This is a genomic window from Psychrobacter halotolerans (assembly GCF_039680845.1).
In the GTDB taxonomy this organism is placed as follows: Bacteria; Pseudomonadota; Gammaproteobacteria; order Pseudomonadales; family Moraxellaceae; genus Psychrobacter.
The window spans coordinates 90,168-109,270 of record NZ_JBDKWD010000001.1 but is presented as its reverse complement, the minus strand read 5'-3'; the positions used below and the strand labels follow the sequence as shown (position 1 = coordinate 109,270).

The following is a 19,103-nucleotide window of genomic DNA, read 5'->3' as shown; positions in this document are numbered from 1 at the left end:
GCAATGAGTATGAAATATAAAAAGAGTGAGGTTCTAACAGCGCCATCAATAAACGGGCTGTCAATCAGCGTGTTCACTTCTCGTCTTAAGCACACCGAACCTTACGTAATAAAAAGCATAGTCGCAGTTCAGCCACTATGCTTTTGTAGGTTTGTCTCTTTAAAGAGATTGTTTTTTTAAAGCACGATTGTTATATAAAAAACTAATAACAAGTCTTGGCTAAGCTCCATACGAGCTTAGCGGATATGCTTAATCTACTGAAATTATTCAGCCACGTCAATAGTCTTTGCTTGTTCGTGCAAATCTTGCAGCTTATAGACTTCAAATGGCAAGTCAATCGCATAAGATTTACAGATGGCATCTGCCGCCCCTAATGTGGTGACATAAAATACTTTACCTTGTAGCGCGCTACGGCGGATAGAGAACGAGTCCTCTTGCGCTTGCTTGCCTTCGGTTGTATTAATAATAAGGTCGATCTTGCCATTTTTCAAGGCGTCAACGATATGTGGGCGGCCTTCAGTGACTTTGTTGATTTGTTTGGACTCAATACCCGCATCACTCAGTACTTTTTGCGTGCCTGTGGTTGAGACAATGCTAAAACCGTAGTCTGCGAGCTGACGGGCGATAGGAGCGATTTGCGCTTTATCGCTATCACGAACTGAAATAAAGACCGTTTTGGTCTCACCTTCAGTAGGCAGACCTGGCAGACGCTCATTACTACCGATAATGGCTTTATAAAACGCTTCGCCAAAGGTTTTGCCGACGCCCATGACTTCACCTGTTGACTTCATCTCAGGACTCAAGATGGGATCAACTCCTGGGAACTTGGCAAATGGGAATACTGCTTCTTTGACCGCAAAAAACGAAGGCACGATTTCGGTGGTAAAGCCTTGGTCTTTTAAGGATGTGCCAGCCATACAGCGCGCCGCGACTTGCGCCAATGACGTACCAATGCACTTAGAAACAAATGGTACGGTACGGGCAGCACGTGGGTTCACTTCTAGGATATAAACCGTTTCGCCTTTAACCGCGAACTGGACGTTCATAAGACCGACCACACCAAGCTCTTTCGCCATAGCAATCGTTTGGGCGCGCATCACGTCACATAGCTCATCTGATAGCGAGTAGGGTGGTAGTGAGCAAGCCGAATCACCAGAGTGAACGCCTGCTTGTTCGATATGTTGCATGATACCGCCGATGACAACATCTGTACCGTCACAAACACAGTCTACATCGACTTCGATGGCATCATCTAAAAAGCGATCCAGCAGGACAGGCGCTTCGTTTGATGCTTGAACCGCCGTACGTAGGTAATGTCTTAGCTCATCTTCGTTATAAACGATTTCCATGGCGCGGCCACCAAGGACATATGATGGACGTACCACCAATGGATAACCGACGTCTTTTGCTTTGACCAAACCGTCTTCTAAGCTGGTCGCTAGTGCGTTCGATGGTTGTACTAGGTTTAACTGCTGAATCATATGCTGGAAGCGCTCACGGTCTTCAGCGCGGTCAATTGCGTCAGGGCTGGTACCGATGATTTTAACGCCAGCTGATTCTAACGCGCGCGCAAGCTTCAATGGTGTTTGACCACCGAACTGGACGATCACGCCGTCAGGATTTTCGATACGGACAATCTCAAGCACATCTTCTAATGTGATTGGCTCAAAATATAAGCGGTCGGATGTATCATAATCGGTTGAAACCGTTTCTGGGTTACAGTTAACCATGATGGTTTCGTAACCATCCTCACGCATGGCAAGTGCGGCGTGGACACAGCAGTAATCAAACTCGATACCTTGACCGATACGGTTTGGGCCGCCACCGATGACCATGATTTTCTTTTTGTCAGTTGGGTTGGCTTCACATTCGCTATCGTATGTTGAGTACATATAAGCGGTGCTGGTGGCAAACTCTGCCGCACAGGTATCGACACGTTTATAAACGGGATAGACGTTCAAGTCCCAACGCTTTTTGCGTAGCTGTTTTTGTGACACGCCAAGCAATTTCGCCAAACGCAAATCTGATAGACCTTTACGCTTAAAGCTGCGTAAGTTTTTCTCATTCAATCCACCAAAACCAAGCGATTTAACCGTGGTTTCTGTTTTCACGATGTCTTCAATTTGCACCAAGAACCATGGATCAATCTTGGTAAAATTAAACACGTCATCGACACTCATGCCAACACGGAACGCATCAGCGATATAAAAAATACGATCAGGCGTTGGAATCGTTAAGCGATTGATGATTTCAGAACGGGCTTTGTCAGTGCTCACTTTTGATAAGTCGATTTGCTCATCAAATCCGTCCGCGCCTGTTTCCATACCACGTAATGCTTTTTGCATCGATTCTTGGAAGTTACGACCAATCGCCATGACTTCGCCAACCGATTTCATCTGCGTTGACAAGATATCATCTGCTTGCGGGAATTTTTCAAAGTTAAAACGAGGTATCTTAGTGACGACATAATCAAGCGCAGGCTCAAAGCTCGCTGGCGTTTTGCCGCCAGTGATGTCATTTTGCAATTCATCTAATGTATAACCAATCGCCAGTTTGGCAGCGATTTTGGCAATTGGAAAACCAGTGGCTTTTGATGCCAATGCTGATGAGCGCGAGACGCGAGGGTTCATCTCGATGACGACCATACGACCTGTGTCAGGGTTGATACCGAACTGGACGTTTGAACCGCCAGTCTCCACGCCAATCTCACGCAGTACTGCTAATGAAGCATTACGCATGATTTGGTATTCTTTGTCAGTCAAGGTTTGTGCTGGCGCAACCGTGATTGAATCGCCTGTGTGCACACCCATTGGATCAAAGTTTTCGATGGCACAGATGATAATGCAGTTGTCGTTTTTATCACGAACCACTTCCATCTCGTATTCTTTCCAACCGATCAATGACTCATCGATCAGCAGCTGATGGTTTGGTGATAAGTCAAACCCACGCTCACAAATCTCGATAAACTCGTCACGGTTGTATGCGATACCGCCGCCCGAACCGCCCATGGTAAATGAAGGACGAATAATACAGGGATAGCCCATTTTTTCTTGAGTGGCAAACGCTTCTTCCATGGTCTCAGCAGTTTCGGCGCGCGGACATTCAAGGCCGATACGCTTCATGGCTTTATCAAACAAGTTGCGATCTTCTGCCATCTCAATCGAGTCTTTGGTTGCGCCAATCAACTCGCAATTGTACTTGGTCAAGACGCCGTGCTTGTCTAAATCTAGCGCACAGTTTAACGCTGTCTGTCCGCCCATCGTTGGCAAAATGGCATCAGGACGCTCTTTGGCAATAATTTGCTCAACCGTCTGCCACGTGATCGGCTCGATATAAGTCGCATCAGCCATGACAGGATCCGTCATGATGGTCGCAGGGTTTGAGTTGACCAAGATGACGCGGTAGCCTTCTTCTTTTAGTGCTTTACACGCTTGTGCGCCTGAGTAGTCAAACTCGCATGCTTGACCGATGACGATGGGGCCTGCGCCAATGATAAGAATGCTTTTTATGTCGGTACGTTTTGGCATAATGTTTTTAAGTCCTATTTTGGCGGTTTGGGATTTTTAAAATATTTAAAGAAAATTTAGAGAAATATCATTTTTCATATAGCGGTAGCTTAGTCATATTCACTAGGGGAAAATCCTATCGAATTTTAGAGACTATCTTCCTAAAACCACTTCTTAGTTGAACAGGTAGACGCTTTGCATAATTATATATTTAGCTAAATTATTGGCAATTCTCAAAGTGATGCTCCACTACTATTGCTAATTAATCCGTTCATTCATAATTCCTTTAGTCAGATATCCGCAAGTCATATAATTAGCATATATAAATAAAGGCATCACAGGCTCACCACTTCTTTTTCCAACTTCTAGATTGGTCAATTCTTTAATTTCTTTATAATCTGCTGAGTTGAGGAAATCTTCATAGGCGTCTTCAAGGCCTTGCTGCTTTAATTTATAATTAAAATCACTATCTAAGTCGTTGGTATCACCTGTTTGAGATGCCATTGCAAGATCATCTATAAAAAAGTGGTTCAGCATTGCTATACCATCTTGCACCTCTTCAATAGAGTGATCATCAACATATTCGTAGGCAAAATACTGAGCGAATCTTTTATATCTTAAAGGTTGATTTGTATAAGTTAGGCACTGAGCAATTGTTTTTTCTTCGTCTTTAAGGTTTCCAGTATTTAAAGCCTGACTATAAGTAGTGTATTGTTGAGTTATTCCAGCGACGTCTTGATCGAAGGCATAGTTGTAAAAAGCGATAGGGTATAAATTGTAAACACGATCGAGTATAGACTCAGCCAGTTGTACTTCATCAAAACTTAAATCTGGCAATGAAAACTCTCTATACATTTCGGCATCAAGATCATCGCCATATTTTTCAACGAATTGATTGTATTTACTATTATCCGACAAGGTGGTAACTGTATTAATCTGCGCCTGAACTGGTGATGTCGCTATGACTAACACTAAAGGTAGGCGAAAGAGTTGAATTTTAATTGAAATGCTTTTTATCATTTTATTATCCATCATCTTTCAACCTTTTTAACTAGTGAATAGCAGTATTAAAACTAAGGTGTAACTTTCCTAAATAACTCATCTTTAAATTAATACTCAATCAGACGATTGGTCATCTCACCGTATATGTATTTCCTCTGACTCAATCACGACAGGAAAGTTGATGAAATAATAGACTTTTAGACATAACGGTATAGTGAGTGATGGTGCCATAGAATTGTTTAATGGCTTCATCAAACTTAGTACTATTATAGGCTCCATAATAGTTTGAACTCTCAGCCACAGATTTATAATTTGTTGCTAAGTCGGCATCAATCGCTGTACATGAATCCACTACTGCAGCTTGAGTAGCAGCAATTGATAAGGCAAAGGTAATAACAGTATAGTTTAAAAAACGAAATCGTAATTTACTGTTATTACTCTTCATCGTTTATACCTTCACTATTTAGCCTTTTCCATCATCTCCGCAAACTTATCAAACAATGGCGCGCAGTCATGCGGGCCTGGGCTGGCTTCTGGGTGACCTTGGAAGCTAAATACTGGCTTATTGGTTAGCTCGATACCTTGGTTGGTACCGTCAAATAATGAGCGATGCGTGGATTTTACGTTGTCAGGTAGCGTGTCTTCATCAACCGCAAAACCATGGTTCTGACTGGTAATCATGACCGTGCCAGTTGCTAGATCTTGTACGGGATGGTTAGCACCATGATGACCGGTTTTCATTTTGATGGTATTGGCACCGCTAGCAAGACCGATGAGCTGATGACCTAAGCAAATGCCAAAAGTAGGAACATTGGTTTCTTCAATGATGTGACGTACGGCATCAATAGCGTAATCACAAGCCGCAGGGTCGCCTGGGCCATTTGATAAGAAGATACCATCTGGATTCATCGCTAGCACGTCTGCAATCGGCGTTTGTGCTGGCACGACGGTCACATGACAACCACGGTCTACCAGCATACGCAAGATATTGGTTTTGCTACCAAAGTCATAAGCGACAACGTTGTATTTTGAATCGACATGGGTGCCAAGTTGCTTAAAGAAGCCGCCCGTACCACTGTCATGGCTTCCCACTACATCACGGTTGAGTAGGGTGTCTGATAGATCCCACGTACCTGCCGTCCACTCGAAGCTGTCTTTGGTGCAGCATTCTTTTGCTAAGTCCATACCCTCGAGACCAGCAAATGCTTGTGCCAATTTAATGGCTTGTTGCTCATCATCGGCTGTGATCGTTTCACCGTTTGAAGCCGTAAAGATGCAGCCGTTTTGAGCGCCTTTATCACGCAGTAGACGCGTCAATTGGCGTGTGTCAATTTCAGCGATAGCGACTGTATTATTGCGCTGTAGATAATCAGCGAGCGATTCAGAGTTACGGAAGTTTGAGGTCACCATAGTTGCGTCACGAATGATAAGACCATCGGCCCATACTTGATGACCGTTACCAGATTCGGTGTCTTCCGCGTTGGTGCCTGTGTTGCCGATATGCGGATAGGTAAGGGTCACCAACTGACGGGCGTAACTTGGGTCAGTTAAGATTTCTTGATACCCTGTCATGGCTGTATTAAATACCACCTCACCGACACGATGACCAAGGCTACCGATACTAATACCGCGAAAGATCGTACCGTCTGCTAATGCCAAAATTGCTTGTATTTCTGTCGATGAATTCAAGGGTTGCCTCCGCTGTTATTTGTGAGTGCCATGACTATTTGTGTTCAAAACTCTGAAGAAATTGGCTTTTTACATTTAACTAACTGCGGCTAAATAGACTTAAAAAAGCGTTAAACCCAAATTTTTTCCACAAAAAAGCGAGAAGACATTAAAGATGAAAACTACAAAACTCACTAGATAGTGAATAGGTAACTTGCATCATGTCCGCTCGCTTAGGCACAGATTTTGCGCATTATATACAATACGAGCGAAAATAGCCAGCCGATTTTCTAAGTTGATGGATTCAGTTCTATTGTTCACGAAAATTTGTATTAAAAAAGCGACTCATATTAAAAATAGCCTAAGCAAATAATAGCCCATTTACTTTTTGTGACTACAGCAACCATTAAGCCTACATTAATAGGACTGGATTTTAAGAGAGTGCTTTGCCACAATAGACGGCATTCTCTACGACTAATCGTCATCAATCTTGTGATTAGCTGACTGGTAGAATAAATAAAATTTGTCACTTCTTTTTATTACTTCTTAGGGTGACAATGACAATAAATATAACAAGGAGTCGTTATGATTTATCAATATTTAGACAAAGTGCCTGAATTTGCCGTGCCATTCAACGGCTGGGTGGCAGACTCAGCTCAGGTCATGGGCGATGTGTATTTGGGTCATCAAGCCAGTATTTGGTTTGGCGCAGTGATTCGCGGAGACGTCGGTCACATTCGTATCGGTAATTATAGTAATGTCCAAGAAAACAGTGTGCTTCATACCGATGCCGGTATCGAAATCAAGATTGGCGATTATGTGACCATTGGCCATTTAGCCATGCTGCATGGTTGCGAGATAGGTGACAACAGTTTGATTGGTATCGGCGCTGTGATATTAAACAACGCCAAGGTTGGTAAAAACTGCCTAATCGGGGCCAATGCGTTAGTGACAGAAGGACAAGAAATTCCCGATAACTCGTTGGTGATGGGCGCACCTGCAAAAGTGGTCAAAACTTTGTCAGATGAGCAAGCGGCAATGCTCAAATTATCCGCGTTGCACTATGCCGAGCATTGTCAGAGTTTTAAAAAAGGCTTAACAGAAATTGCCATGCCAGACTAAGTGGTCGTATTAAATATAGTTGATCCTAAATAAAATGGATACAAGAAATGATAGAGTGAGACTGGAACCAATTTTTCTTGCTTGCTGTGCCTTTTTTGTATTGGGTTGACTATAGCCTATAAATCAGTAGACGCTACGCCATCAGCATCATGACCAGCCAAATAATGGCGAAAATGGCGATGCCAATTACCAATCCGCGAAAAATACTGTGACGGGTAGAGTGGTCATTAAGGTAGGGGTTATTATTACCCGCCTCGTCGATGTTTAACGCATTGACGCTTTCTGCCCCAGCGGATTTACCAACGATAAAACCCATTAAAGCCCCAAGTAAAAACAAAAACGGCGTAAATAACCAAAAAATCTCGCCATTGCCCAAATCGAAGATGGAGCGAATGACCACAATGGTTAGATCCAGCAGTAAGCCGCCAATACCATAGAGCAAACCGTTCAACAGCGCGTATATCATACGCGAGAAGAGTGATTGCTCATCGTTATCCGACGGGCGCTGCCGGATGGCTCTAATTGAGCGTGTAGGACGGCGTGGTCTGTTGGACGGGTTGGGTTTATGGTTCGATGCATTCATAACGTTCTCAAAAGTGATTGATCACATTTTTTATTCATAAAATATATATGTATTCAGTATTAACAGCATTAAAAATTAATGACAACAGCTATTTTATAAAAACTTATATTCTTAAACCAACGATAACAAGGTCTTATTATGCAGGCGAGTCACACACAAAAGGTTCAAAAAGAATTGGCATTATTTGATCTAGACCATACGTTGCTCGACGTCGATAGCGATTATTTGTGGGGCGAGTATATCGTCAAGCACAATCTCGTCGATGAAGCTGAATATCGCACAGCCAATCAGAAGTTCTATCAGGATTATATCGAAGGCACGCTTGATGCGACTGAATACAATGAATTTGTCGCTCAGTTTTTGAGTAGTCTACCGATGGCAAGACTTCATGAGCTGCGTGAAGATTATATTAAAAGTGAAATTGAGCCGCACATTCGCCCAAAAGCCATGGAAGTGCTGTGTCAGCACGTGGAGCAAGGTCATGAAGTGGTGATTATTTCTGCGACCAATAATTTTGTGGTCTCGGCCATCGCCAAGCGTTTTGGTATTGAAGACGCCAATGTATTGTCGACACCACTTGAGATACAAGATGAGCGCTATACAGGCAAATTGACGGACAAACCAAATTTTCAAGAAGGCAAAATTTATCATCTGAATAAGTGGCTTGAGAAACAGCAAGCATCAGGTGTGACGTTTGCAAAAACCTATGCGTATTCAGATTCCAAAAATGACATTCCATTGCTTGAGTGGGCAGACGTGGCAGTCTGTGTGTCGCCTGACGAGGCGCTGCACGCGCGTGCTTTGGCGCATCGATGGGCAGTAGAAGATTGGTCGATTTAGTTTTTTAAGACAAGTGACCAATAATTAGCCAAACATTTGGTCTTAATCTTCTTTAAAATACAGTCGATTCAAAATAAAAGTGTGACCCAGAAACAGTATTATGCTGGTATAAATTTTTCTCGCTTGCTGTGGCGTTGCCAACAGAGGTGTCGAAAAATTCCTCCCAGCAACACGGTATTCTTTCTAAGTTGAATTGACTAGATTAGCATTCTACTGGTCATATATTTATTCACCATTATTATAAAAGACAGGAAACGTTATGGAAATCAATCCGTATCAAGAACAAATTAAAGATTTATCTGAGCGTGGACAGGACTTACGGAGGTATCTTTGACTTCGATGGTAAGCAAGAGCGCTTAGAAGAAGTCAATTTAGAATTAGAGAACCCTGAGCTTTGGAATGATCCAGAGCGTGCCACCAAAATTAACAAGGAAAAAAGCCATCTGGACGGCGTCATCGATGTGGTCGTATCGCTTGAAACCACATTAGAAGATGCGTCCGCGATGCTGGAGCTGGCAGTAGAAGAAGGGGATGAATCGCTGCTTGCTGATGTGCAAGCGGAACTTGATAATGCTGAGGCTCGGGTGGCTGATTTAGAGTTTCGCCGTATGTTCAGTGGTGAGATGGATCCAAACAATTGCTATTTGGATATTCAGTCGGGCAGTGGCGGTACAGAAGCACAAGATTGGGCAGAGATGCTGCTACGCATGTACACGCGCTGGGCAGAAGCACACGGCTTTAAGGTGGACGTAATCGAAGTATCGGCAGGCGGCGTGGCTGGGATTAAATCCGCGACGATTGAGATCAAAGGCGATTATGCCTTTGGTTGGCTTCGTACCGAGATTGGCGTGCATCGTCTCGTACGTAAGTCGCCATTTGATAGCAATAATGGCCGTCATACGTCGTTTGCAGCGGTATTTGTGTCCCCTGAAATCGATGACAATGTCGAGATTGATATCAATCCAGCGGATTTGCGCATCGATACCTATCGCTCATCGGGCGCTGGTGGTCAGCACGTCAACACCACTGACTCAGCTGTGCGTATCACCCATGAGCCAAGCGGCGTGGTAGTGACATGTCAGAATGAACGCAGCCAACATGGCAACAAAGCCACGGCCATGAAAATGCTACGTGCCAAGCTGTATGAGCTTGAAATGCAAAAACGCATGGAAAAACAGCAAGCGGTCGAAGACAACAAGTCTGACGTTGGTTGGGGCAGTCAGATTCGCTCCTACGTGCTCGATGATTCTCGTATTAAGGATTTGCGTACTGGCGTTGAAACCTTTAATACGGGTGCGGTGCTAGATGGTGATCTCGATCAGTTTATCGAGGCAAGTCTCAAAGCAGGTCTATAAAATATCAACTAACATATAATTAAGGATGAATGATGCCAAGCGTAAACAACTATTTTGATAATAAAGTAACTTCTATTGCCTTTCAAACAGCAACGCTGCCTGCGACTGTCGGCGTGATGGAAGTGGGTGAGTATGAATTTGGCACCAGTGAGTTTGAGACCATGAGTGTGGTGAGCGGTGCATTGACGGTCAAGCTGCCTGACAGTGATGAGTGGCAAACCTTTAAGGCGGGCGAGCAGTTCACAGTAGAAGCCAATAAAAAATTCAACGTCAAGGTTGAGGTAGAAACTGCTTATTTATGCACTTATGGTAAATAGTATTCTCTAAATTAAAATGGTATTCATAAAGAACGCTAAGTGTCTGACGCTTGGCGTTTTTTTTATTTTATCTTCAAGTTAATTCTATGTATCGTGGACTACCTTTAAAATCGATGCCCTGCGACTGGGATGAATTTTCTTTGCTTGCTGCTGGAACAGAGGCTACAGAAAATTCATCCCAGTCGCTCATAGCGATTAACATATCAATTTTGTTTTGAAATGGCTGTAAGCGCATGGCTAAAAATTATAATTTTGTACTATACTGAACCGTATCGGTCAAGTCTGCAAGCTTGTCATAAAGTGTACGCGCTGATGTGTTGCTTTCTTGAGTATGCCAATAGACACGGTTGCAGTTTTTTTGATTGGCAAAGTCGTACACATACTCAATCAACGCTCGCCCCACGCCTTGCCCGCGCACCGATTCACTAACGTACAAATCCTCTAGATAACAACACTCTGTGGTATTCCAAGTATTGGGATGCAGCACCACATGGCTGATGCCTATCAAAATATTATTTTTCCACGCGCCAAAGCCATAGATAGCCAAGTCTTTCTCTAGTAAGTTGCGCCACGTGTTTTCAGTTGTGCTAAGGGGTAATACAACGTCATAAAATGTCAGATAATGTTGCCACAAATCGAGCCAACGCTCGTAATCAGCTTTAGACAAGGGGGCTATGGTTATAGATGAATTTGTCATAATTTTTTCAACTTAAGTTTTGAATTTTGCTAGATTATGCCTCAAAAACTCATTGTTTAGAACCCTTACATCCACTTTGTTTTACACAGGATTACACTTTGTCCGTGGCAAATAAACAGCAAAAACAACCACATTTCATTATGCTAAAACGATTCATTATTCCTGTATCGAACGAGTATTTTTATGGCTAAAACAGAGCAGCAAACCACCACCAAAGATGTGCGCCACGATTATGAGCACCTCGCTCGCTTGGCGAATTTGCGTTATGTGAGCGACAATGAACCGGGCTATGGACGCAAACGTTGGGGAAAAGGTTTTACCTATCGTGATGCAACTGGCAAGACGGTCAAAGACAAAGCGCTGCGCCGCCGGTTTGATGCGTTGGTTATCCCGCCGATGTGGTCGGAGGTATGGATATGCCAAGATGAAAAAGGCCATCTGCAATCGACGGGCCGCGATGACAAAGCCCGCAAACAATACCTATATCATCCAGAATGGGATCGCGTGCGTGATCAAGCGAAGTTCGACGCTATGATAGGCTTTGCTGAAGCGCTACCAAATTTGCGTGCTCAAGTCGAAAAAGATTTGGAAGCGGCGCCGCTATCACGAGATAATGTTCTTGCGGCAGTGGTCAAATTGCTTGAAACCACCTTAATTCGTATCGGTAATAGTCGCTACGCCAAGCTCAATAAAAGCTACGGTTTGAGTACCTTAAGAAGTAAACATGTAAGCGAGACGGAAACAGGTCTGGCCTTTGATTTTGTGGGCAAAAGCGCAAAAGAGCATCACATCGAGCTACAAGACGAGCGCTTAATCGATATTATCCAAGCCTGTTCTGAACTCCCCGGTTATCAGATCTTTAAATATCTAGATGACAGTGGGCACAAACAAACAGTCGATAGCGCTGATATCAATGAGTATTTGCGTACACATACTTGCGTCAGTAACAACAGTGACAAGCTTTATAGTGCAAAGGATTTTCGCACATGGATGGCGAGTGTGCTTGCCGCCAATCATCTGTATGAAGCACTACAGACATCAGAGGGCGCAGCAATATTAGCCAGCGCTCCTAAGAGTGCTGAGCGTCAGCAGCTGGTCACGGATATGGTCAAGGCCGTTGCAGAAGCGCTTGGTAACACGCCTGCCGTTTGCCGTGCGTCTTATATCAATCCTAGCGTTATTGAACAGTTCTTAGCAGGACAATTCTTTGAGCCTTATAAGCAAGCGCGCCGTGGACGTACCAAACAATATCAAAGCTGTGAGGAAAAGGCATTGCTTGGCTTTTTACGTGCTGATGCTTAACTGGTAGTAAAGATTTTATATAGCTGGTGCAACTGTTTTACTTTCAGCTGACCATAACGATTTTTAAGTATTCACATATTTTTGAAAATGAATTCAGGACTGTTTTATAAGTCACTTTTATTAAATATAACCGAGTTACTCTAAAACCGATACAGTGCGACTGAGGTAAGTTTTTTGCAGCCTCTGTCACGGCTCCCAACAGGAATCAAGAAAAATTTACCCTGTAGCATGTTGCTATTTACGTATTGATTTTATTTTGAACTGTCTCTAGTAGGAATGAGAAAATAAAAATGATACGCCACGTATTGAAATAACAATAAAAATGCGCTAATAATAGAGTGTCTCCAATCAAGATTGGAATAGGAAACGGTCTATAGGATATGACCGTTTCGCTTTTTATATCAGTTATTTTACCAATTACTTGTTATTGCTAAAGGATTAGCTTATGAATACCTCCTCTTCCAATGCCTCATCTTTAGAAAACTCCTCAACACATTACAGCGATTATTATAATAATTTTGACATGAATGACTTGTTGAAGGAGATTTTTGGCGATCATGTAGACGATCGTTTGAACGCATATATGGCATGCTGTGGTCGTCATGTGCGTGACGGTCGCGGCGATAATATTGCATTGGTGCACGAAGACACCTCAGGCAGTGTGTCAAAAATGACCTTTGCTGAGCTTGATAATGCCAGTGCGCAAGTTGCCAATCTGTTGAAATCGTATGGCGTACAAGTAGGCGATCAAGTCGCGACCATGCTACCGCGTACGCCTGAGCTATTGACCATCGTTTTGGCGACGTGGCGAATTGGCGCGGTGTACCAGCCCTTATTTACTGCTTTTGGATATGATTCTATTAAGTATCGAATGGACAAGGCAGGTACCAAAGTCGTCTTCACCAATGTCGATAATCGCGGTAAGTTTGAAGACTTGGCTGAGCAAACCAAAATGGTGCTGGTTAGCCATAAAGCGAATGGTCAGGGCGATGGCGATCATAAAGAGAACCATAATAGCTGGGGCGATGATGAGTATGCTGCCTCAATACAAGCACAGCCGCAAACGATAGCACCAGTCATACTCGATACCGATGCGCCATTTTTGCAGATGTTTACCTCAGGCACTGTCGGTAAGTCGAAAGGGGTCAGCGTGCCATTGTCAGCGCTGCCTACTTTTTATCTGTATATGCGCTACGCCATTGATTTACGCGATGACGATAACTATTGGAATATGGCAGATCCGGGCTGGGCGTATGGACTGTATTATGCGATTACAGGCCCGCTGTTATTGGGCGTTACTACTCATTTTAACGAAGCTGGCTTTGATGCGACCAATACCCGTGACTTTATGATTCGTCATAATATTACCAATTTGGCATCCTCACCAACGGCGTTTCGAATGATGAAATCGAGCGGCGTTTTTGATAATGCGGATGATGACGCCAGTAATGACGTCAGTGACAACAGTAATAGCAGTAATAGCAGTAATAGCAGTGACAAATTATCGTTACGCTGCGCCAACTCCGCAGGTGAGACACTCAATACCGAAGTGGTCAACTGGGTCGAGACCTATCTGAATTGCCAAGTGAAAGATCAGTATGGGCAAACAGAAACGGGCATGACTTGTTGTGCGCATCATGCACTAGCACATGAGTCTCCAGTCGGCTCAATGGGGATGGCGCTACCTGGGCATACGCTCGTTGTATTAGACGAGGATATGAAGGTATTGCCTGATGGTGAACAAGGTCAGCTCGCCGTTGTGGTGAGTCAGTCACCCGCGTTTTATTTTCAGGGTTATAGCTGGAATGAGAAGCAAGCATTCGCTGATGATTACTACCTAACAGGCGATGTGGTTGAGCGGCATAGTGATGGCAGTTATTGGTTTTCTGGACGCGATGATGACATTATTATCACCGCAGGTTACCGCGTGGGACCAACCGATGTCGAAAATACCGTCCTAGAACATTCTGCGGTGGCAGAGTCTGCAGCGGTCGGTGTGCCAGATGAGGTGCGCGGTCATACTATCAAATCCTATGTGGTGCTCAAAGAAGGTGTCGAAGCCACGGACGAGATTGCCAAGCAAATTCAAGAGTTGGTACGCAAACGCCTGTCAACCCATGCCTATCCTCGTGAAGTTGAGTTTATAGACGCCTTACCAAAGACCCCAAGTGGCAAGATTCAGCGCTTCTTATTACGTAGTTTATCAGAGGCTTAAATACAGTCTGTTTCAAATACAGTTTGTTTCAAACATACTCTGCCTCAAACAACGTATTGGGATGGGATAAAGACATCTAAACAAAACAATGAATAAAAATAGAGATTAAGGGAATAATTATGCAAATTGAAAAGCACAGTTTTTTGGTCACAGGCGGCGCATCTGGGCTAGGCGAGGCTGTGGTTCGAGAGATTATTGCTAAAGGCGGCAATGTGGTTATCGCTGATTTGAACGAAGCGGTTGGGCAAGCATTGATCGATGAGCTGGGTGATAAAGCCCGTTTTGTACGTTGCGACATCACGAGTGGGGACGAGGTACAAGTAGCTATCGATATGGCAGAAAAGGCGTTCGGTGGTTTGCAAGGTTCCGTTAATTGTGCGGGCATCGCCGTGGTACAAAAACTATTGGATCGTGACAACAATCCAGCGGATTTAGAGGCCTTTAGTCGCGGGGTCAATATCAACCTTGTGGGTTCGTTCAACGTTGCGCGTTTGGTTGCAGCCAGTATTGTTAAGCGGGTGGCCAATGATAGCCACGCAACCACGACTGAAAACAATGCCGATCAAGGCGTCATTATTAATACTGCGTCTATCGCTGCATTCGATGGTCAAGTGGGGCAAGCCAGCTATGCATCGTCCAAAGCGGGCGTGGTTGGTTTGACCTTGCCGCTGGCACGCGAGCTTGCGCGTCATGGTATTCGCGTCATGACCATTGCTCCCGGCGTCTTTGCCACGCCAATGATGCAAAGTATTCCCGAAAAAGCGCGTGAGCAGCTAGAGGCAGGCGTTCCTTACCCTAAGCGCTTGGGCAATCCAAATGAATTTGCCAAGCTGGTCACTCACATTATCGACAATGCCTATTTAAATGGCGAAGTTATTCGCTTAGATGGGGCGATTCGTATGGTTTAGTCCACTTTATTTCCATCGCTTTTGCACAAAACTTGTCTACAAAATATGGCATGGTGCTTTGATACAGTGTTATTAATAAGAATGTCATTCATTGATGTTAAGGTTAATGATAAGGATCAAGTTCCATGTCATTTTTTTATAAAAAATCTCGTCGATATCCAAGCTGGCTATTCATAGTGGTAGGAGTGGGTTTGCTTATGATCGTCAGTGCAAGTGCCATCGCTTATATCAAAACCGCTTTAAAGCAGCCATCATCTTTTTCTGATACGGTCGTTATTGACAGAGTATTGGTTATCAAATCAGAGCGCGTGTTAAAACTATTGAGCGGTGACGACGTGATTAGCTCTTATCATATTGCGTTAGGGCCTGATCCTATCGGGCACAAAGAGCAAGAAGGCGATGGGCGTACACCAGTCGGACGTTACCTGTTGGACTACAAAAATGAAAACTCCATCGCCCATCGCGCCATCCACGTCAGCTATCCCAACGCTGCTGATAAAGCACGAGCACTATCCTTAGGCGTCGATGCGGGCGGCGATATCATGATTCATGGGCAAATGAATGGCTTTGGCCATCTGGCATGGCTCAATCAAAAACGTGATTGGACCGAAGGATGTATTGCCGTTACCAATGATGAGATGGATGAAATCATGGCAGCGGTAAATGTCGGCACCTTGATCGAAATTGTTGAGTAAGCGGCTTGAGTCTCTGATTATCACCCTAATTCATGATGCCATTTTTTGGATGATTTTTTCAAAATAAATATCATTATTTCTAGTAAGGTTTTATTGATCCACTATCTTGAAATAATTGCATATATACCTTATATAAATGACAGATAACAGCGGGCGCTAGCGTCTAGAGCGACCACTGATAATACCAATTATAAAAGGACACAATCATGAGATTTGAGAAATTTACGCAAAAACTGCAATCCGCGATTCAAGAAGCACAGAGCCTAGCGTTGGGACGCGATCATACTGGTATTGATCCTGTCCATTTGCTGGCGGTATTGCTACAAGATGAATCTAACTTGTCTATCTGCCAGCAAGCGGGTGCTTCTATCCCCGCTTTGAAGAATGGCGTGGCAAAAGCATTGGACAATCAAGCGACGATTGCAGAGCCGACAGGCGACGTTAATTTAAACCCAAGTTCCGTAAAAGTTTTAAACTTAGCCGATCGCCAAGCGCAAAAAGAAGGCGACGACTATATTGCAACGGAATGGGTGATGTTGGTACTCGCTGAGCAAGGCGAAACCAAAAAGATATTTGAAAGTGCAGGCGTGACCGCGAGTAAGTTAAAAACAGTCATTGAGCAGTTGCGCGGAAATGACACGGTCAACAACCAAAACGCGGAAGATCAGCGTGATGCGCTTAACAAATACACGATCAATCTGACTGAACAGGCAGAGCTTGGCAAACTTGATCCAGTCATTGGGCGTGACGAAGAGATTCGCCGTACCATTCAGGTGCTGTCACGTCGTACCAAAAATAACCCAGTACTCATCGGTGAGCCGGGCGTCGGTAAGACCGCAATTGTCGAAGGGTTGGCGCAAAAGATTATCAATGGTGATGTGCCAGAAGGGCTACGCCGTAAAGAGGTGTTGTCGTTAGACTTAGGCGCACTCATTGCCGGGGCAAAATTCCGCGGTGAGTTTGAAGAGCGCCTCAAAAGCGTATTGAGTGACTTAGCAAAGCAAGAAGGCAACGTTATCTTGTTTATCGATGAGCTGCATACCATGGTTGGTGCTGGTAAATCAGAAGGCGCGATGGATGCAGGTAATATGCTAAAACCTGCGCTTGCTCGCGGTGAGCTGCACTGTGTCGGCGCGACCACCTTGGATGAATATCGCCAGTATATCGAAAAAGACGCCGCCCTTGAGCGTCGATTCCAAAAAGTGCTGGTCGATGAGCCAACGGTCGAAGATACCATTGCCATCTTGCGTGGTCTCAAAGAGCGTTATGAGCTGCATCATGGGGTTGATATTCAGGACAGCGCCATCATTGCTGCGGCTCGCATGAGTCATCGCTATATTACTGATCGCAAATTACCCGACAAGGCGATTGACCTAATTGATGAGGCTGCCAGTCGTCTGCGTATGGAAATGGACAGCAAGCCTGAAGCCTTAGGCAAGCTTGATAGTCGTTTGATTCAGCTCAAAATGCAGCGTGAAGTGTTAAAGAACGAAGAAGACGCTGGTGCAAAAGCAGAACGCAAAGTGCTCGATGCTCAAATTGAAGAGCTGGAAAAAGAATATGCGGATCTCAACGAGGTATGGCAAGCAGAAAAAGCCTTGGTCAAAGGCAGCCAGCAGCTAAAAGACGAGCTGGATAAAGCACGTATCGCTTATGACAAAGCCAGTCGCGAAAGCGATTACGAAACCATGAGTAAGCTGCAATATGAAACCATTCCGCAGTTAGAGCGCCGTATTCATGAGTCTGACTTGGCTGAGCAAAAAGAGCAGACGGGTGAGGGTAGCGGTGTCAAACTACTACGTAATAAAGTCACAGACAATGAGATTGCTGAGGTGGTGGCGGCTGCGACGGGTATTCCAGTCAGTAAAATGATGCAAGGCGAGCGTGACAAAATGCTGGCGATGGAAGAGGCACTCCATGAGCGCGTCATCGGTCAAGATGAAGCAGTAGAAGCGGTGGCAAATGCCGTGCGTCGTAGTCGGGCAGGCTTGTCTGATCCGAACCGTCCTTCAGGCTCATTCTTATTCTTAGGGCCAACAGGTGTCGGTAAAACGGAGCTGACGAAATCACTGGCAAACTTTTTGTTCGATAGTGAAGAAGCAATCGTTCGTATCGATATGAGCGAATACATGGAGAAGCACAGCGTCAGTCGTTTGGTCGGCGCGCCCCCAGGATACGTCGGCTACGAAGAGGGCGGCACCTTAACGGAAGCGGTACGCCGTAAGCCTTATAGTGTGATCTTGTTTGACGAAGTTGAAAAAGCGCATCCCGATGTGTTCAATATCTTGTTGCAAGTATTGGATGATGGGCGTTTGACAGATTCACAAGGCCGCGTGGTGGACTTCAAAAACACCGTGATTATCATGACCAGTAATTTGGGTTCTCATAAGATCCAAGAGATGGTTGGCGAAAGCTATGAGGACATCAAAGCTGAGGTGATGGAGTCTGTGGGACAGCATTTCCGCCCTGAGTTTGTCAACCGTATTGATGAGATTGTGGTGTTCCATCCGCTTGGTATGTCGCAGATGGCAGGCATTGCCGATATCCAATTGGAGCGCTTACGCAAACGCTTGCACGATCGTGAGCTAGATGTTGAGCTATCAGCTGATGCAATGAATAAACTGGTGGCAGTCGGTTATGATCCGGTCTACGGTGCACGTCCGCTCAAACGCGCCATTCAGCAAGAGATCGAAAATCCATTGTCATTGAAACTACTGGCAGGCGATTTTGTCGCGGGCGACATCATCAAAGTCGATGTTGGCGCCGATGACAAGCTGGTTTTTGATAAACTAAGAATGAGTTAATAGTTAGCAACTAGCAACTAGCAACTAGCAACTAGCAACTAGCAACTAGCAACTAGCAACTAGCAACTAGCAACTAGCAACTAGCAACT

The 19,103-nt window shown here is 44.5% G+C and carries 15 protein-coding genes; 9 read left to right on the top strand and 6 right to left on the bottom strand.

The features are described 5' to 3' along the window. Positions 1–263: 263 nt before the first annotated feature. The 4 genes from carB to carA all read right to left on the bottom strand — a co-directional run bounded on the left by carB (position 264) and on the right by carA (position 6,197). The gene (gene carB / locus AAJP47_RS00460) at positions 264–3,527 is read right to left on the bottom strand and encodes a carbamoyl-phosphate synthase large subunit (protein ID WP_346715948.1); all 3,264 of its coding nucleotides are present in this window, start codon (positions 3,525–3,527) and stop codon (positions 264–266) included. A gap of 237 nt (positions 3,528–3,764) precedes the next feature. Further along, positions 3,765–4,541, bottom strand: a complete 777-nt coding sequence (locus AAJP47_RS00455; protein WP_346715947.1) for a hypothetical protein — start codon at positions 4,539–4,541, stop codon at positions 3,765–3,767. Between the two features lie 127 nt (positions 4,542–4,668). After that, complete coding sequence (locus AAJP47_RS00450) at positions 4,669–4,953, bottom strand: hypothetical protein (protein ID WP_346715946.1); 285 nt, start codon at positions 4,951–4,953, stop codon at positions 4,669–4,671. Between the two features lie 14 nt (positions 4,954–4,967). Then, on the bottom strand, positions 4,968–6,197 hold the full coding sequence (gene carA / locus AAJP47_RS00445; protein ID WP_346715945.1) for a glutamine-hydrolyzing carbamoyl-phosphate synthase small subunit: 1,230 nt from the start codon (positions 6,195–6,197) through the stop codon (positions 4,968–4,970). 564 nt (positions 6,198–6,761) lie between these two features. Between carA and AAJP47_RS00440 the strand changes: the two genes are divergently transcribed. After that, positions 6,762–7,298: a gamma carbonic anhydrase family protein gene (locus AAJP47_RS00440; protein ID WP_346715944.1), complete on the top strand. Its 537-nt coding sequence runs from the start codon at positions 6,762–6,764 to the stop codon at positions 7,296–7,298. A 133-nt stretch (positions 7,299–7,431) separates the two neighbouring features. Here the strand turns inward: AAJP47_RS00440 and AAJP47_RS00435 are convergent, their stop codons facing one another. Continuing rightward, complete coding sequence (locus tag AAJP47_RS00435) at positions 7,432–7,881, bottom strand: hypothetical protein (protein WP_346715943.1); 450 nt, start codon at positions 7,879–7,881, stop codon at positions 7,432–7,434. A gap of 138 nt (positions 7,882–8,019) precedes the next feature. Here AAJP47_RS00435 and AAJP47_RS00430 point away from each other — a divergent pair, with 138 nt between their 5' ends. From AAJP47_RS00430 to ppnP, 3 genes are all read left to right on the top strand, one after another. Next, positions 8,020–8,721, top strand: a complete 702-nt coding sequence (locus AAJP47_RS00430; RefSeq protein WP_346715942.1) for an HAD family hydrolase — start codon at positions 8,020–8,022, stop codon at positions 8,719–8,721. Positions 8,722–8,980: 259 nt separating this feature from the next. Continuing rightward, positions 8,981–10,076 (top strand): peptide chain release factor 2 gene (gene prfB, locus AAJP47_RS00425; RefSeq protein ID WP_346715941.1). Its coding sequence is split into 2 segments (ribosomal slippage): positions 8,981–9,052 and positions 9,054–10,076, totalling 1,095 coding nucleotides; the frame shifts between segments, so codons are not numbered across the junction. A gap of 32 nt (positions 10,077–10,108) precedes the next feature. After that, positions 10,109–10,393: a pyrimidine/purine nucleoside phosphorylase gene (ppnP, locus tag AAJP47_RS00420; protein ID WP_346715940.1), complete on the top strand. Its 285-nt coding sequence runs from the start codon at positions 10,109–10,111 to the stop codon at positions 10,391–10,393. Between the two features lie 244 nt (positions 10,394–10,637). Here ppnP and AAJP47_RS00415 read toward each other — a convergent pair whose 3' ends face one another. Further along, complete coding sequence (locus tag AAJP47_RS00415; protein WP_346715939.1) at positions 10,638–11,090, bottom strand: GNAT family N-acetyltransferase; 453 nt, start codon at positions 11,088–11,090, stop codon at positions 10,638–10,640. 183 nt (positions 11,091–11,273) lie between these two features. Here AAJP47_RS00415 and AAJP47_RS00410 point away from each other — a divergent pair, with 183 nt between their 5' ends. The 5 genes from AAJP47_RS00410 to clpB all read left to right on the top strand — a co-directional run bounded on the left by AAJP47_RS00410 (position 11,274) and on the right by clpB (position 19,014). Continuing rightward, positions 11,274–12,392, top strand: coding sequence for a DNA topoisomerase IB (locus AAJP47_RS00410; protein WP_346715938.1), 1,119 nt, complete (start codon positions 11,274–11,276; stop codon positions 12,390–12,392). A gap of 445 nt (positions 12,393–12,837) precedes the next feature. After that, positions 12,838–14,607, top strand: a complete 1,770-nt coding sequence (locus AAJP47_RS00405; protein ID WP_346715937.1) for an AMP-binding protein — start codon at positions 12,838–12,840, stop codon at positions 14,605–14,607. Between the two features lie 119 nt (positions 14,608–14,726). Further along, positions 14,727–15,515: an SDR family NAD(P)-dependent oxidoreductase gene (locus AAJP47_RS00400; RefSeq protein ID WP_346715936.1), complete on the top strand. Its 789-nt coding sequence runs from the start codon at positions 14,727–14,729 to the stop codon at positions 15,513–15,515. Positions 15,516–15,640: 125 nt separating this feature from the next. Next, positions 15,641–16,210, top strand: a complete 570-nt coding sequence (locus AAJP47_RS00395; protein WP_346715935.1) for a L,D-transpeptidase family protein — start codon at positions 15,641–15,643, stop codon at positions 16,208–16,210. Positions 16,211–16,416: 206 nt separating this feature from the next. Further along, positions 16,417–19,014, top strand: coding sequence for an ATP-dependent chaperone ClpB (clpB, locus tag AAJP47_RS00390; RefSeq protein ID WP_346715934.1), 2,598 nt, complete (start codon positions 16,417–16,419; stop codon positions 19,012–19,014). The last annotated feature ends 89 nt before the right edge of the window (positions 19,015–19,103 follow it).